The sequence below is a fragment of the Sinomonas terrae genome (assembly GCF_022539255.1).
GTDB lineage: Bacteria > Actinomycetota > Actinomycetes > Actinomycetales > Micrococcaceae > Sinomonas > Sinomonas terrae.
In genome coordinates this window covers 2,704,857-2,718,592 of record NZ_JAKZBV010000001.1, presented here as the reverse complement: position 1 = coordinate 2,718,592, position 13,736 = coordinate 2,704,857, and the positions used below count along the sequence as shown (strand labels likewise).

The window sequence follows — 13,736 nt, the reverse complement described above, 5'->3', positions numbered from 1 at the left end:
TGCTTCCCTCCGATCGAATCCCAGTGACCAGTCCGCGTGACCAATATGAACGCAAGGGTGGTCCTCCTCACACTCTACGGGAAGGTGGTATGGCCGCGGTCACAGGGACGCGGCCCCCCACTCGAGGAAGAGGACTCATGGCAACCGTGCCCCTGGCACCGGCGAAGCAGCCGGTGAAGAAGAAGGCCGACCGCACCCACTGGCTCTACATCGCCGTCATCGTTGCGGTGGTGCTCGGCGTCGTCGTCGGTCTCATGTTTCCCGGCAAGGACGGGTTCGCGGCCGACATGAAGCCGCTCGGTGACGCGTTCGTCAACCTGATCAAGATGATGATCGCTCCGGTGATCTTCTGCACGATCGTGCTCGGCATCGGTTCGATCGCGAAGGCCGCGACCGTCGGCAAGGTCGGTGGCCTCGCGCTCGTCTACTTCATGGTGATGAGCACCTTCGCGCTCGCCGTCGGCCTCCTGGTCGGCAACGTCATCCACCCCGGATCCGGCCTCGACCTCAAGGACGCGACGTACAAGGCGCCCGCTGCCTCGGGGACGTCGGACTTCCTGCTCGGGATCATCCCGAACACGCTGGTCTCGGCGCTCACCTCCGTCCAGGTGCTCCAGACGCTCTTCGTAGCACTGCTCGTGGGCTTCGCGCTCCAGCGCATGGGCAAGACCGGAGCCCTGCTGCTCGAGTTCATCCGCCAGGCGCAGGTGCTCGTGTTCCGTATCCTCATCATGATCATGTGGGTCGCCCCCATCGGCGCCTTCGGCGCGATCGCCGCCGTCGTCGGCACGACGGGCTGGAAGGCCGTCGTGAGCCTTCTGACCCTCATGGTCGCGTTCTACATCACGTGCTTACTGTTCGTCGTCGTCATCCTCGGGACGCTCCTGCGCGCCGTCGGCGGCGTCAACATCTTCAAGCTCATGAAGTACCTGGCCCGCGAGTACCTCATCATCGTCTCGACGTCGTCCTCCGAGGCTGCGCTGCCGCGCCTCATCGCCAAGATGGAGCACCTGGGCGTATCGAAGCCCGTGGTCGGCGTGACCGTCCCGACCGGCTATTCGTTCAACCTGGACGGAACCGCGATCTACCTCACCATGGCCTCGCTCTTCATCGCGACGGCGATGGGCCAGCCGATGAACATCGGCGAGCAGGTCGGGCTTCTCGTCTTCATGATCATCGCGTCGAAGGGTGCGGCGGGCGTCAGCGGTGCCGGCCTCGCGACCCTCGCGGGCGGCCTCCAGTCGCACGCGCCGCAGCTCGTGGGCGGCGTCTCGTTCATCGTCGGTATCGACCGCTTCATGTCCGAGGCCCGCGCTCTGACGAACTTCACCGGAAACGCCGTCGCGACCATCCTCATGGGCGTCTGGACGCATGAGATCGACCGTCCCCGGGTCCGCGAAGTGCTCTCCGGACGCCTGCCGTTCGACGAGACCACCATGCTCGCCGACGGTCACGGCTCCCCTGAGGACTCGGCTGGGTCCAGCGACGCCGGCGCTTCGCCTAGCGCCGAGCTGCCCCAGCCTGTCCGCGTCTGACCCGAGGCCTGTCCCCTCGCGCCGTCACCTTTGCTGGGTCTGCACCCAGCAAAGGTGACGGCGCAACTCGTGCGGGGACGAACATTGAGCCTCTAGCTGAGGGTAAAGGCTCAACCTGAGGTAAGTGTCAAGGTGCCCGGGATGCCTCTCGTGCGCGTGTAGGGTGGGGTCTCAGGAAGCCGCAGACAGCGATTCGAAAGTGTGGATGGATACGTGAGCACAGAGCAGAGCTCGGCGACTCTGGACGGCATCACCGAAGACCTCACCGACGTCGTACTCGGCCCTACGGGCCGTCCCGAACGCGAGTATTCCGTGCCCGCTCCGCTCGAGTCCCACGGGCCCGCGCGGATCATCGCCATGGTCAACCAGAAGGGCGGCGTCGGCAAGACGACGTCGGCCATCAACCTCGCTGCGGCGCTCGCGGAGTACGGCCGGCGGGTCCTGATCGTCGACTTCGATCCACAGGGCGCGGCGTCGGCAGGTCTCGGGACGAACCCGCATGAGCTTGACCTCACCGTCTACAACGTCATGATGGACCGGCACGTCGACATCCGCGACGCGATCCGCAAGACAGAGATCGAGAACCTCGACCTCCTGCCCGCGAACATCGACCTGTCCGCGGCAGAGGTCCAGCTCGTCACCGAGGTGGCGCGCGAACAGGTCCTCGCGAGCGCGCTCCGGAAGGTCGAGAACGATTACGATCTCGTCCTCATCGACTGCCAGCCTTCCCTCGGCCTGCTGACGGTCAACGCGCTCTCGGCCGCGCACGGTGTCATCATCCCGCTCATCTGCGAGTTCTTCGCGCTGCGCGCCGTCGCCCTCCTGGTCGAGACGATCGAGAAGGTCCAGGACCGCCTCAACCCGCGGCTCGTCGTCGACGGCGTCCTTGCCACCATGTACGACTCGCGGACGCTCCACAGCCGCGAAGTGCTCGCACGGCTCATCGAGGCTTTCGGCGACAAGGTCTTCGACTCCGTCATCAAGCGCACCATCAAGTTCGCCGACGCCACCGTCGCCGCCGAACCCATCACCCGCTACGCGACGAACCATCCGGGTGCCGAGTCCTACCGACGGCTCGCGCGTGAGCTCGTGGCCCGTGGTGGAGCACCCTAGCGATCCGACTGCGGGGGAGTCCGCCTCCGGCTTCGAAGTCCGGCTCGAGAACTTCACCGGCCCGTTCGATGCCCTCCTCGGGCTGATCGCCAAGCGCCGCCTCGACATCACCGAGGTGGCGCTTGCGACCGTTACCGACGACTTCATCGCCTACATCCGCGCAATGCAGGATCGAGGCGAGGAGTGGGCCCTCGACGAGGCGAGCGAGTTCCTCGTGATCGCGGCGACGCTGCTCGACCTCAAGGCCGCTCGGCTGCTCCCGCAGGGCGAGGTCGAGGATGAGGAGGACGTCGCGCGACTCGAAGCCCGGGACCTGCTCTTCGCGCGGCTGCTCCAGTACAAGGCGTTCAAGGAAATCGCTGCGATCTTCGGGGAGACGCTCGAGACCGAGGGGCGGCGGTTCGCGAGGACGGTGAGCCTCGAGCCGGCGTTCGCCGCCCTCCTGCCCGAGCTCGTGTGGCAGCACACGCCGGAGCAGTTCGCCGCGCTTGCCGCGAAGGCGTTGGCGCCGAAGGAGGCCCCGCCGTCGGAAGTCGGACTCGCGCACCTGCACGCGCCGCCGGTGAGCGTTCGCGAGCAGGCGGCAATTCTAGGCGAGCGTCTGCGCTCCGGCGGTCCTCAGAGCTTCCGGGCACTCACCACCGACGCCGATTCGCGCCTCATGATCGTGGTTCGTTTCCTGGCACTGCTCGAGATGTTCCGCGACCGAGCCGTGGCGTTCGAGCAGGCGGCGCCGCTCGCCGACCTCAGCGTGCGGTGGACGGCAGGGGAGGACTGGAGTGCCGAGCGTCTGAGCGAGGAGTACGACGACGGCGAGGCGCCGAGCGTCGGAAGCGAGACCAGCGAAGCGGGCGCGATGGGCGAAGCCGGTGAGATGGCTGAAGCCGGTGAGATGGAGGAGGAGCAGCATGCAGGGTAATCCGCACGCCGCCGCGCTCGAGGCGGTGCTGATGGTTGTCGACGAACCCGTGAGCGCGGCCGAGCTCGCCGCGACGCTCGAGCTGCCCCAGCCCGAGGTCGAGGAACTCCTCTCGGGGCTCGCGGCGGAGTACATGGCCGAGGGCCGAGGGTTCGAGCTCCGTTCGGTGGCGGGCGGATGGCGGTTCTATTCAAGGCCGGAATTCGCCGAGATCGTCTCGCGCTACGTCCTCGAGGGCCAGACGGCCCGGCTCACCCAGGCGGCCCTCGAGACGCTCGCCGTCATCGCCTACCGGCAACCCGTTGCCCGCTCTCGCGTTGCAGCGATCCGCGGGGTCAATGTCGACTCGGTCGTGCGCACCCTTGTTACCCGGGGCCTCATTGAGGAGGTCGGGACGGACCCTGAGTCGGGCGCCATCCTGTATCAGACGACGTCGTACTTCCTCGAGCGGCTCGGCATCGGCTCGGTCTCCGAGCTTCCGCAGATCTCGCCCCACCTGCCTGGACTCGAAGACCTCGCAGGCATCGAACTCGAGCAGTGACCCTGCGCCTACCGCAGCCGCTGTCTGAGGTCACTGACAGCGGCATGGGATTCACCGATTGAGGCCCCGAAGCGCTTGCAGTACAGCTCCGCGGCCTTGATCTCGCGGCCGGCCCGGATCTCGCCGATGATGTCTTGGAAATCCGGGTCGGTGAGTTCGTCATAGCCCATCATCCGATTCAGCCTGGCGACCTGGCGTGAGAGGCGCTCGATCCGCCCAGTAGAGCGGGGGTTGAGAAAGTCAAAGAAGGTCATGGCAGTGGTATCTCCTGGGCTCCCGGACGGCTGCGTGTCAGGAATTCATTTTATCCAATCTGCAATTCGTTCCAGGCACTTTGTCCCGTCCGTGAGCGGAAGCGAGATTTTGCTCACGCCTGACTCAAGCGGGAGTGCCCTATCCGGTATCGTAGATGGGGGCCTTCAGGCCCCGCCCGCACGAAAGCGGGCCGAGTTTCTTCTTCCAACACACTTGAGGCCGGGTCATGACACAGGCGGGACGCCAGGGTTCACCACGCAACAGAGGGCAACGCCCCACTCAGAAGAACAGCGCAGGCCAGAAGAACGGCGGAGCCCAGAGCAACTCGGGGTCGTTCGGAGGCCGCGGGAACGCTGCCAGGGGCGGCGCCAAGGGCGCTCCGAAAGGTTCGCAGCGGAAGCGCGGCGAGCGCCCCCAAGCGAAGGGAACCGGAGCGGCACCCTTCGCGAACGAGCGCTTCGGCCGCAACCTCGGCGCTGTTCAGCGGACGGATCGGAAGTCTCCGACTCCGCTGCCCCAGCACAAGCCGCGGACCCGCGCAGAGATGAACGACGAGGGCGTGCGCCTTCAGAAGGTCATGGCGAACGCGGGCGTGGCCTCGCGGCGGGTGTGCGAGGAGCTCATCGAGCAGGGCCGCGTCGAGGTCAACGGCCAGATCGTCACGGAGCTCGGCAGCCGGGTCAATCCGGAGACCGACGTCATCCATGTCGACGGCGTGCGGGTCCAGCTCAACGAGAACCTCGTCTACATGGCGTTCAACAAGCCGCGCGGCGTCGTCTCCACCATGGATGACCCCGAGGGCCGCCCCTGCATTTCGGACTACCTCCGCGCAGGCACGCCGGAGCGACTCTTCCACGTCGGGCGGCTCGACACGAACACCGAGGGGCTTCTCCTCCTCACGAACGACGGCGAGCTGGCCAACCGCCTCTCCCACCCTTCGTACGAGGTGCCCAAGACATACGTCGTGCAGGTGCGCGGCCCGATGCCTCACGGCGTCGGCGCGCAGCTCCGCCGTGGCATCGAGCTCGAGGACGGCCTCGCCAAGGTCGACTCGTTCAAGCTCGTAGATTCAACTCCGGGCTTCGTCCTGGTCGAGGTCGTTTTGCACTCGGGCAAGAACCGAATCGTCCGTCGGATGTTCGATGCGATCGGGTTCCCGGTCCAGCGGCTCGTCCGCGCGAAGATCGGGCCTATCGGCCTCGGCGACCAGAAGCAGGGCACCATCCGGAAGCTCGGCAAGCAGGAAGTCGGGCATCTCATGGCGGCTGTGGGGCTCTAGAGGATGGCCCCGACGCACTTGGGCGGCCCCGTCGTCGTGATCGGCACGGGCCTCCTCGGCACGAGCATCGGACTCGGGCTCGAGCACCGCGGCGTCCCCGTCTTCCTTGAAGATCCCTCGCCCACCCACCAGGCTGTCGCGGTCGACATCGGCGCAGGCCGGCCCGTGGCCGAGCTTGAGGCGGACCGCGGCGTCGAGCCGCAGCTCGTCGTCGTCGCGGCCCCGCCGGACGTGACGGCCGACGTCGTCGAACACGCGCTCGCTCGCTGGCCTCGCGCCGTCGTCGTCGACATCGCCAGCGTGAAGTCCGCGATCCTCGCGGACTTGCGTCTCCGTTCGCTGGACCTCTCTCGCTACGTGGGCACGCACCCGATGGCGGGTCGGGAGAAGTCCGGGCCGGTCGCGGCGCGCGGCGAGCTCTTCACCTCCATGCCGTGGGTCGTGTGCGCCCACAAGGACGCATCGGACGACGCCGTGCGCCTCGCCAAGGCGCTCGGAGCGGACCTCGGCGCGATCGTCACGGAGTTCGACCCCGATGAGCACGACGAGGCGGTTGCGCTCGTGAGCCATCTGCCGCAGGTCATGTCCTCGCTCCTCGCGAGCCGGCTCCAGGGCACGGACCTCCGCCTCCTCTCGCTCGCCGGCAACGGCCTCCGGGACACCACACGTATCGCAGCAAGCGATCCGGACCTCTGGATCCAGATCCTCGGGGCGAACGCGGACAAGCTCGTCAAGCACCTGTACGGTGTGCGGGAGGACGTCGAGCGGCTCATCGGGACGCTCGAGGCCCCGACGGCGCCGGGAGCGCGGCTTGACCTCGCACAGCTCATGAGCGAGGGCAACGCGGGCCAGGCGCGCATCCCCGGCAAGCACGGCGGTCCGCCGCAGGCGTTTGCATGGTTGACCGTGCTCGTCGACGACCGGCCCGGGCAGATCGCGAAGCTGCTCACCGAGATCGGCGAGATTGGCGTGAACCTTGAGGACTTGCGCCTCGACCACTCGTCGGGGCGGAACGTGGGCATGGTGGAGATCTCCGTGCTCCCGAGCAAGCACGATGATCTTGTGGCAGAACTGGAGGAGCGGGGATGGCGGGTGCTGCAGTGACGGAATTCAGTTCGTCGAGCACGTCGAGGGGCACAAGCGTTCGCTACACGCCCGTGCCCGGGGAAGAGCCGCTGCGCGTCGGGCGCCCGCTCGTCGTCGCGATTGATGGTCCTTCAGGTTCGGGCAAATCCAGCGTGTCGAAGGAAGTGGCCCGGCGCCTGCGCGTCGCGTACCTGGACACCGGCGCCATGTACCGTGCGGTCACGTGGGACTGCCTCGATCGGGGGCTCGACCTCACGGACAGCGCTCTCGTCGAGGCGGCGGCCCGTGCGCTCGACCTCGAGCTCAGCACGAGCGCCGACCACGAGAGCGTCGCCGTCCGGGGTCATGACGTGACCGCCGAGATTCGCGAGCCGCGGATCTCGCAGTCGGTCAGCGCGGTGGCCACGAACCTCGGCGTTCGGAACGAGCTCATCCGCCGTCAAAGGGCCCTCATCGCAGTCCACGGGCGCCGCATGGTCGTCGAGGGCCGCGACATCACGACCGTCGTCGCCCGCGACGCCGAGGTGCGCCTGCTTCTGACGGCCTCGGAGGAGGCACGGATGCGCCGCCGCGGGATTCAGCTCGGCGGCACGCAGACCGCGGAGGACCTGCATCAGCAGGTCATCGAGCGGGACCTCAAGGACTCGACTGTGGCGAGCTTCAGTCAAGCCGCCGACGGCGTGTACACCGTCGATTCCTCAGACCTCGACTTCGAGGAGACCGTCGAGGCGGTCCTCGCAGTCGTCCACGCGGCGGTTGCCGCACCTCAGGCCGGGCACTGACCCGCCGTTTCTGACATCAACGAAGGAGAATCAGCATGAGCGACGCCGTGGGCGACATCGCCGCTGAAGAGTACGAGCCCGAGGGCGGCGACCAGATCGCCGAGCACCTCGCAACAATGGGCGACGACGAGGCCGAGCAGCGTGCCGCGGCTCTCCGCGCCGGGCTCGAGGACTACGAGCTCGACGAGGAGGATGCGCGCCTCCTCGCTGTGGAAGGCGAGGAGTGGGATGCCGAGGCTCCCACCCGCATGGATCCCGTGCTGGCAATCATCGGACGCCCGAACGTCGGCAAGTCGACGCTCGTGAACCGGATCCTCGGGCGCCGGGAGGCCGTGGTCGAGGACGTCCCGGGCGTGACCCGTGACCGCGTCTCGTACCCCGCGGAATGGAGCGGGCGGAAGTTCACGCTCGTGGATACCGGCGGTTGGGAGCACGACGCGCGGGGCATCCACGCCTCGGTTGCGGAGCAGGCGGAGATCGCGGTGAGCATGGCTGACGCGGTCCTGTTCGTCGTCGACTCGACGGTCGGGGCGACGGCTACCGACGAGGCCGTCATGCGAATGCTGCGGAAGTCGAAGAAGCCGGTGCTTCTCGTGGCGAACAAGGTGGATGACTTCGCCCAGGAATCCGACGCGGCTGTCCTATGGGGCCTCGGGTTCGGCCAGCCGTACCCCGTTTCGGCGATGCACGGCCGCGGTGTGGCCGACCTCCTCGACGCGGCCATGGAGGTGCTGCCGGAGTTTTCGGCCATCGCCGGGCTCGAGCGTTCGGGCGGGCCCCGTCGTGTCGCGCTCATCGGGCGTCCGAACGTGGGCAAGTCCTCGCTCCTGAACAAGCTCGCTGGTTCCGAGCGCGTCGTCGTGAACGAACTCGCAGGCACGACCCGTGACCCGGTCGACGAGTTCATCGAACTCGGGGGACGCATCTGGCGCTTCGTCGACACCGCTGGCATCCGTCGACGTCAGCACATGGCCAAGGGCGCCGAGTACTACGCCTCCCTGCGAACTCAAGCCGCGCTCGAGAAGGCGGAGGTCGCCGTCGTCCTCCTCGGCGCCGACGAGGTGCTGGCGGAGCAGGACGTCCGCATCATCAACCTCGCGATCGAATCAGGCCGCGCCCTCGTCATCGCGTTCAACAAGTGGGACCTCATGGACGACGAGCGGCGGCGCTGGCTCGAGCGCGAGATCGAGAAGGACCTAGCCCATATCGAATGGGCGCCCCGCGTGAACCTCTCCGCGAAGACGGGGTGGCATCGCGACCGTCTCGTGCCCGCCCTCGACAAAGCCCTCGCGGGATGGGACACGCGCATCCCGACCGGCAAGCTCAACGCGTTCCTCGGCGAGCTTGTCGCGGCGCACCCGCACCCGGTGCGCGGAGGCAAGCAGCCGCGGATCCTCTTCGGTACCCAGGCCCAGAGCCGCCCACCCAAGTTCGTCCTCTTCACCTCCGGCTTCCTCGACCCCGGCTACCGGCGCTTCATCACGCGGCGGCTGCGCGAGACGTTCGGCTTCGAAGGCACGCCGATCGAGATCAGCATGCGGGTTCGGGAGAAGCGTTCACGCAAGAAGTAGCGCTCGGGGGAGGGGCGGACGACGTCGCGGCGCGCCTTTCAAGCAGGCGCGCCGGCCCGCTTCGATTCGCCTTCAAAGCCCTCGTCGGATATGCTGAAGCGGTTGCTTGAACGGGCGCGAACAGCGAGAACGGGCAGGCACTTTCGGGCTGTAGCGCAGCTTGGTAGCGCACTTGACTGGGGGTCAAGGGGTCGCAGGTTCAAATCCTGTCAGCCCGACTGAAGAAAGTCCTGGTGAGACGGTTGTCTCGCCAGGACTTCGTTGTATTCGGGCACGGTCTTCCGTGGACGAGGGGACCAAAAGGGGACCAGAATCCAGTCCGGCGCTCCGGGCAGAGATCCTGTCACAGCGCAGGTCCGCCCGGATGGGGCGTCCTGCGGTGTTGCCCGGGAGGGTTGAGGAAGGCGTTGGCCTGTTCGGCCGCGGAGGCGAGGTGCCGTTCGTCGGGGTGCAGGTAGCCGCGGGTGGTCTCGATCGAGGCGTGACCGAGGATCTCTCGGAGAACGTGCAGGGGGACACCCGCGTCGGCCATCCAAGTTGCCCCCGTGTGGCGGAGCCCGTGCCGTGTGAGGTTCGGCAGGCCGAGATCGGCTACGAGCGCATCCCAGTTGGTGGCGTCGCGCAAGGTCGCGGTGGTGATCACCCCGCCCTTCGGCCCGACGAGAAGCTGGTCTCCGGGTTCTTTTCCGGCGGTCAGGCGTTCCAGGACCGGACGGAGGGGATCGAGGATCGGGACGCGGCGCTCCTTGCGGCTCTTCGTTGCCTTGGTCACCAGACCGCCCTTGCCGGGGAAGATCTGCCGCCGGATGGCTACGAGGTTCTTCTCCAGGAGGACATCCCCGGCCTGCAGACCGGAGACTTCGGAGGACCGGGCGGCCAGGAGGGCCGCGAGCATGACGTAGTCGGAATACGACTGGTGCACCGTGCCGCAGGCCGCGGCAAGCCGGTTCAGGGTGGCCAAGTCGGGGATTGCATGCTTCCGTGGCGAGTCGTCCTCTGGCCGCTGGGCGCGGAAGGCATTCCGGTTAAGGCTCCGTTTGGCGCGGTTCTTCGCCGGGTTGTTCATCAGAAGCCCGTCGCGAACGGCTTCGTCGAGGACCCGGACGAGCGGGGCGATGGCATTCTTGATCGTCGAGGGCCCGTACCTCGTCTCCCAATCGTCGATCGTGCGGTCGATCATTCCCGCGGTGATCTGGGTGACGGGGAGGTGCCCCAGGGAGGGCAGTACTCGTAATTTCAGCCCGTAGCCGTACGTTTCGCCGGTCGAGGTTGGGTCCAGTCCTCTGGCCCACCGGTCCCCGATCGAGGCGACGAACTCGGACAGGGTGATTGTCGCGTCGGTGCCTGACCGGGAGGAATGGCGCAGCCGTCCGAAGAAGGCCAGGGCTGCATCTTCGTCAGGGACGATCTCGGACCGGGTGATGCGCCGCTTCGTGATCGGATCGGTCCAGCGGGCCCGGGCGCGGATGCCGTAGGAGCGGCGTTCCAGGTCCGTGGAGAGCTTCACCCCGATCGGGGGCACTGGCTTCGGCTGGGATTTCGGCAGGGCGTCAGGTCTCTTCGGCATTGGACTGCTCCAGGCTGCCGAGCCAACGATCCACAGCTTCCAGCCGGTAGCGGGCGATCCCTCCCAGACGCAGCACCGGCGGCCCGGTTCCGGCGGACCGCCAGCGCGAGAGCGTGGATTCGGACACCTTCAGGTATGCGGCGACCTCCCGGCTGTCCAGCAAGGGCGAGGCCGCGGCGGTCACGGGATCCACGGCCACCGGGCATCCTCTGGATGAGGCCCGTCGAGGTTGCGGAAGAATTCATCTTCCGCGTCCCGGCGCCCTCGTACGTCGTCGAGGACGAACTGGACGAAGTCCTCGTCGCGGTTGGTGATGGTTGTGTCCTCGAAGGGTGTGGCGTGTTCCTCGCCGGGCCAGGCGGTCTGCCGGGTGGGTCGGTCCCGGTCGAGGCGGGTGCCGGAGACGGTCACCCAGTCGCGGAGGCGCTGTCTGGCGTCGGCGAAGTCCCGGTGCCATCCCAAGGGCGCGGAGCCGTTCTGCTCGGGGTCGTAGGCGCAGAGCCAGTGCAGGTGGAGCGCGGAGAGTTCCCAGACCAGTTCGGGATGCCGGTGCCAGGACGGCGGGATCACCGCGGCCGGGAGGCCATAGGTGCGGCGGAGCCAGTTCACCCACGCGTTGAGGTCCAGCCATTCGGATTCGGCTTCGTCGGCGGTGAGCAGGTTCCAGTTGATCGGGTGCGGGGGCTCGGGCAGCACTGGGCCGTCGAATCCGCTGCCGGTGTCGTAGAGCTCGGGCTCGTCGGGCTCGGGCGCCGTGTCGCGGTTGGTCCTCATCGCGGCGGCCGTTCAGAGTCCGAGCCCGGAGGAGGTGTTTGCCGGGTCCCTGCGGGGTGGTGCGCTCGTCTGGGGCCCGGTGGCTGGGGTTTCGCGTTCGGCGACGGCCTGTGCCCGGCGGCTGCGGTCGACCTCGTACGTGGTGCGGGCGAGGTTGTGTCCGATCTTCTTGGCCACGAATTCCTCGCTCTCGACGGTCTGCCCGTCGCGCTCGTGCTCGAAGGTGTGGGCGTATCCCTCGGCGACGAAGCTGTCGCCCTTCGCCAGCCGCTCGTATGCCCGCTCTGCCGTGGCCCGGTAGGCCACGAGGTCGTGGAACGTCGGCTCGAGTTCGGTGAAGGACCCGTCGGCCTCGCGCCGGTAGTGCTCCTGCCCGATGCGGGCGTAGAACCTTGGATCGCCCTTTGCGGTGTAGGTCAGCTGCGGCTCGGATGCGATGAACCCGGAGACGGACTGCTGGGTGTGGATCGCCATGGGACTGCCCTCCTGACATCTGCGGGGACCCGGGATTGGGTCGCCGTCAACAGGAAGGTGCGCAGCAGCTCCCTGCAGTGCGGGTCAGGACGACGTCGGACTCCGAAGGAGGGCTTCGATCTCGGCGCGGTCGGCCTTGAGCTCGGCGCCGTCACGCCGGGCTGGCCACGGGTTCAGATCCGTGACGATCGGTGGGGCGGAGCGGAGCATCGTGATGCCCGTGCCAAAGGGGAGGGTGCGGATCCGGTCGGGCGGCAGGATGGGGACGCGGCGGACGGAGCGCTGGTTGGACCGGGAACCCTGGTCGCCGAAGGTCACAGAATCGGTGTATTCGTCGCGTTCCCCGATCAGGGCAGAGAGGTCTTGGAGGTCTCGGCTATTGGAGGCACCGCCGAGGATGACCTTCACGATCGAGGCGTCCCAGATCGCGTTGGCCTGGTGCTCGTTCCATCGGTCGCGGGCTTGGGCGAGGGACTGCAGCACCGGCATGGTCGTGATCCCGGTGCCGCCGCCCTCGGCCATGAGGGTGGGCAGGGACGGGAGCGGGGCGAGGTTGGCGATCTCGTCGAGCGCGAGCAGCAGCGGCGGATCGAGCCGCGCCCCGGGAGAGCGGGCCGCGAGGCGGCGAGCGGTCTCGACGAGGTCCTCCACCAACGCCGCGACGAGGGCAGCAGACGCGCCAGCCCCGGCCCCGGTGGCGAGCAGGTACAGGGTGCCGTCTCCGGTCAGGAACGCCTCTGGGTCGAAGCCCTCCCCGTCGCGCGGTGTGACCGCGTCCAGGACCCGGGGGTCCGCGAGAGCCCCGAGCGCCAGGGAGACACCCTGCCAGATCGAGTCCCTGGTGCGCGGGTCGGCATCGATCATCGACTCCAGCGACTCGGCCCACCCGGTGGCCGCGGACGGGCTGCTGTTCAGGATGGCGACAGCGTCCGCGGCGGCGGTGGGGTCGAGTGTCCACCGGAACAGCTCCGCAGGCGGCCGATGTTCGAGCGCGGCGGCGTGGAGGAGGCCCTGGAGAGCGGTGCGGGTCTTGCCTTCCCAGAACCCGCCGGACTCGACGCCGCCAGCGGACAGTCCGGTCGCGGAGGCCAGGCCTGTCGCGCGGATCATCGCGGTCAGGGGGTCTTCGCATCCGCGGACCGGGGACCAGCGAAGCCCGGCCGGGAGGCCCTCGGTGAGATGCTGCGGATCGAACACCGCGACCGGGCCGATGCGCTGGCGAGCCCGCAGAGTCGCAGCGAGGTTGTCGGGACGGGTGCTGGTGGTGACGACCGCGCCGGGGGCATCGAGGATCGCATTGATCACGACATGCAGGCCCTTCCCCGAGCGGGGCGGGCCGATAAGCAGGATCGAGTCCTCCGCCGACGCCCACACCTCTTTGCCGCGGCTCTTCCCCAGGAGGTACCCGACGTCGTGGGGACGCGGGCGGTCGAGGGAGGGGCGGATGTTCTCGGCCCGGTTCAGCAAGGCCTTCGCGGACGCCGTCCGGTTGATTTCCGCGGCGGTCGCCGTCCCTTCTATCCGTCCCGGGTCCGTTTCCGTCTCCCGGGAGTGTCGCCGCACAGCGATCCATGCCCACGACCCGACCGATGCGAACCCGGCAAGGAGCAGCCCGGCGACGGCCCAGTAGGCGAAGGGGTCGAGCCTGTCCGCGTCCAGAGCTCGGGCCGGGTCGCCCGGGTGGAACAGCACTCCGGCTCCCGAGGCAATCCCGGAAGCGGGCTGCGGCGTGCCGGTCAGGAACGCCGCCACAGCGCCGGCAGCCCGGAGGACGAGTGCGATGGCGAGCAGGCCGAGGAGCGCGAGGATCACGATGTCGGCCAGTTCGTCCACGAACTGC

The 13,736-nt window shown here is 68.1% G+C and carries 14 protein-coding genes and 1 tRNA gene; 9 read left to right on the top strand and 6 right to left on the bottom strand.

Annotated elements, in window-relative coordinates:
- Positions 1-137 precede the first annotated feature (137 nt).
- From L0M17_RS12560 to scpB, 4 genes are all read left to right on the top strand, one after another.
- Complete coding sequence (locus L0M17_RS12560; protein WP_241054322.1) at positions 138-1,535, top strand: cation:dicarboxylate symporter family transporter; 1,398 nt, start codon at positions 138-140, stop codon at positions 1,533-1,535.
- Positions 1,536-1,748: 213 nt separating this feature from the next.
- A complete protein-coding gene (locus L0M17_RS12555) occupies positions 1,749-2,648 on the top strand; it encodes a ParA family protein (RefSeq protein WP_241054321.1) in 900 nt (299 codons plus the stop codon).
- Positions 2,617-3,567: a segregation and condensation protein A gene (locus L0M17_RS12550; RefSeq protein WP_372498066.1), complete on the top strand. Its 951-nt coding sequence runs from the start codon at positions 2,617-2,619 to the stop codon at positions 3,565-3,567. Before L0M17_RS12555 ends, L0M17_RS12550 begins: the two co-directional genes overlap by 32 nt.
- Positions 3,557-4,108 (top strand): SMC-Scp complex subunit ScpB, encoded by a 552-nt coding sequence (gene scpB, locus L0M17_RS12545; protein WP_241054320.1) that lies wholly within the window; start codon positions 3,557-3,559, stop codon positions 4,106-4,108. The genes L0M17_RS12550 and scpB overlap by 11 nt, the downstream gene beginning before the upstream one ends.
- An 8-nt stretch (positions 4,109-4,116) precedes the next feature.
- On the opposite strand, the gene L0M17_RS12540 is transcribed toward scpB, so the two are convergent.
- Positions 4,117-4,362 (bottom strand): hypothetical protein, encoded by a 246-nt coding sequence (locus tag L0M17_RS12540; protein WP_241054319.1) that lies wholly within the window; start codon positions 4,360-4,362, stop codon positions 4,117-4,119.
- A gap of 227 nt (positions 4,363-4,589) precedes the next feature.
- Between L0M17_RS12540 and L0M17_RS12535 the strand changes: the two genes are divergently transcribed.
- The 5 genes from L0M17_RS12535 to L0M17_RS12515 all read left to right on the top strand — a co-directional run bounded on the left by L0M17_RS12535 (position 4,590) and on the right by L0M17_RS12515 (position 9,299).
- The gene (locus L0M17_RS12535) at positions 4,590-5,642 is read left to right on the top strand and encodes a pseudouridine synthase (protein WP_241054318.1); all 1,053 of its coding nucleotides are present in this window, start codon (positions 4,590-4,592) and stop codon (positions 5,640-5,642) included.
- Between the two features lie 3 nt (positions 5,643-5,645).
- The gene (locus L0M17_RS12530; RefSeq protein WP_241054316.1) at positions 5,646-6,746 is read left to right on the top strand and encodes a prephenate dehydrogenase; all 1,101 of its coding nucleotides are present in this window, start codon (positions 5,646-5,648) and stop codon (positions 6,744-6,746) included.
- Positions 6,728-7,510 (top strand): (d)CMP kinase, encoded by a 783-nt coding sequence (cmk, locus tag L0M17_RS12525; RefSeq protein ID WP_241054313.1) that lies wholly within the window; start codon positions 6,728-6,730, stop codon positions 7,508-7,510. Before L0M17_RS12530 ends, cmk begins: the two co-directional genes overlap by 19 nt.
- A 35-nt stretch (positions 7,511-7,545) precedes the next feature.
- Positions 7,546-9,081 carry a ribosome biogenesis GTPase Der gene (der, locus tag L0M17_RS12520; protein ID WP_241054312.1) on the top strand — a complete coding sequence of 512 codons (1,536 nt, stop codon included), beginning with the start codon at positions 7,546-7,548 and terminating at the stop codon, positions 9,079-9,081.
- A gap of 144 nt (positions 9,082-9,225) precedes the next feature.
- Positions 9,226-9,299 (top strand) — tRNA-Pro (locus L0M17_RS12515).
- 125 nt (positions 9,300-9,424) lie between these two features.
- Here the strand turns inward: L0M17_RS12515 and L0M17_RS12510 are convergent.
- The 5 genes from L0M17_RS12510 to L0M17_RS12490 form a co-directional block, all read right to left on the bottom strand.
- Entirely contained in the window at positions 9,425-10,648 is a 1,224-nt protein-coding gene (locus L0M17_RS12510) for a tyrosine-type recombinase/integrase (protein WP_241054311.1), read from the bottom strand.
- The gene (locus L0M17_RS12505; protein WP_241054310.1) at positions 10,632-10,841 is read right to left on the bottom strand and encodes a helix-turn-helix transcriptional regulator; all 210 of its coding nucleotides are present in this window, start codon (positions 10,839-10,841) and stop codon (positions 10,632-10,634) included. The genes L0M17_RS12510 and L0M17_RS12505 overlap by 17 nt, the downstream gene beginning before the upstream one ends.
- Positions 10,829-11,422, bottom strand: coding sequence for a DUF4913 domain-containing protein (locus L0M17_RS12500; RefSeq protein WP_241054309.1), 594 nt, complete (start codon positions 11,420-11,422; stop codon positions 10,829-10,831). Before L0M17_RS12500 ends, L0M17_RS12505 begins: the two co-directional genes overlap by 13 nt.
- 12 nt (positions 11,423-11,434) lie before the next feature.
- The gene (locus L0M17_RS12495) at positions 11,435-11,896 is read right to left on the bottom strand and encodes a single-stranded DNA-binding protein (RefSeq protein ID WP_241054308.1); all 462 of its coding nucleotides are present in this window, start codon (positions 11,894-11,896) and stop codon (positions 11,435-11,437) included.
- A gap of 84 nt (positions 11,897-11,980) precedes the next feature.
- A complete protein-coding gene (locus L0M17_RS12490; protein ID WP_372498065.1) occupies positions 11,981-13,729 on the bottom strand; it encodes a type IV secretory system conjugative DNA transfer family protein in 1,749 nt (582 codons plus the stop codon).
- Positions 13,730-13,736: the final 7 nt, after the last annotated feature.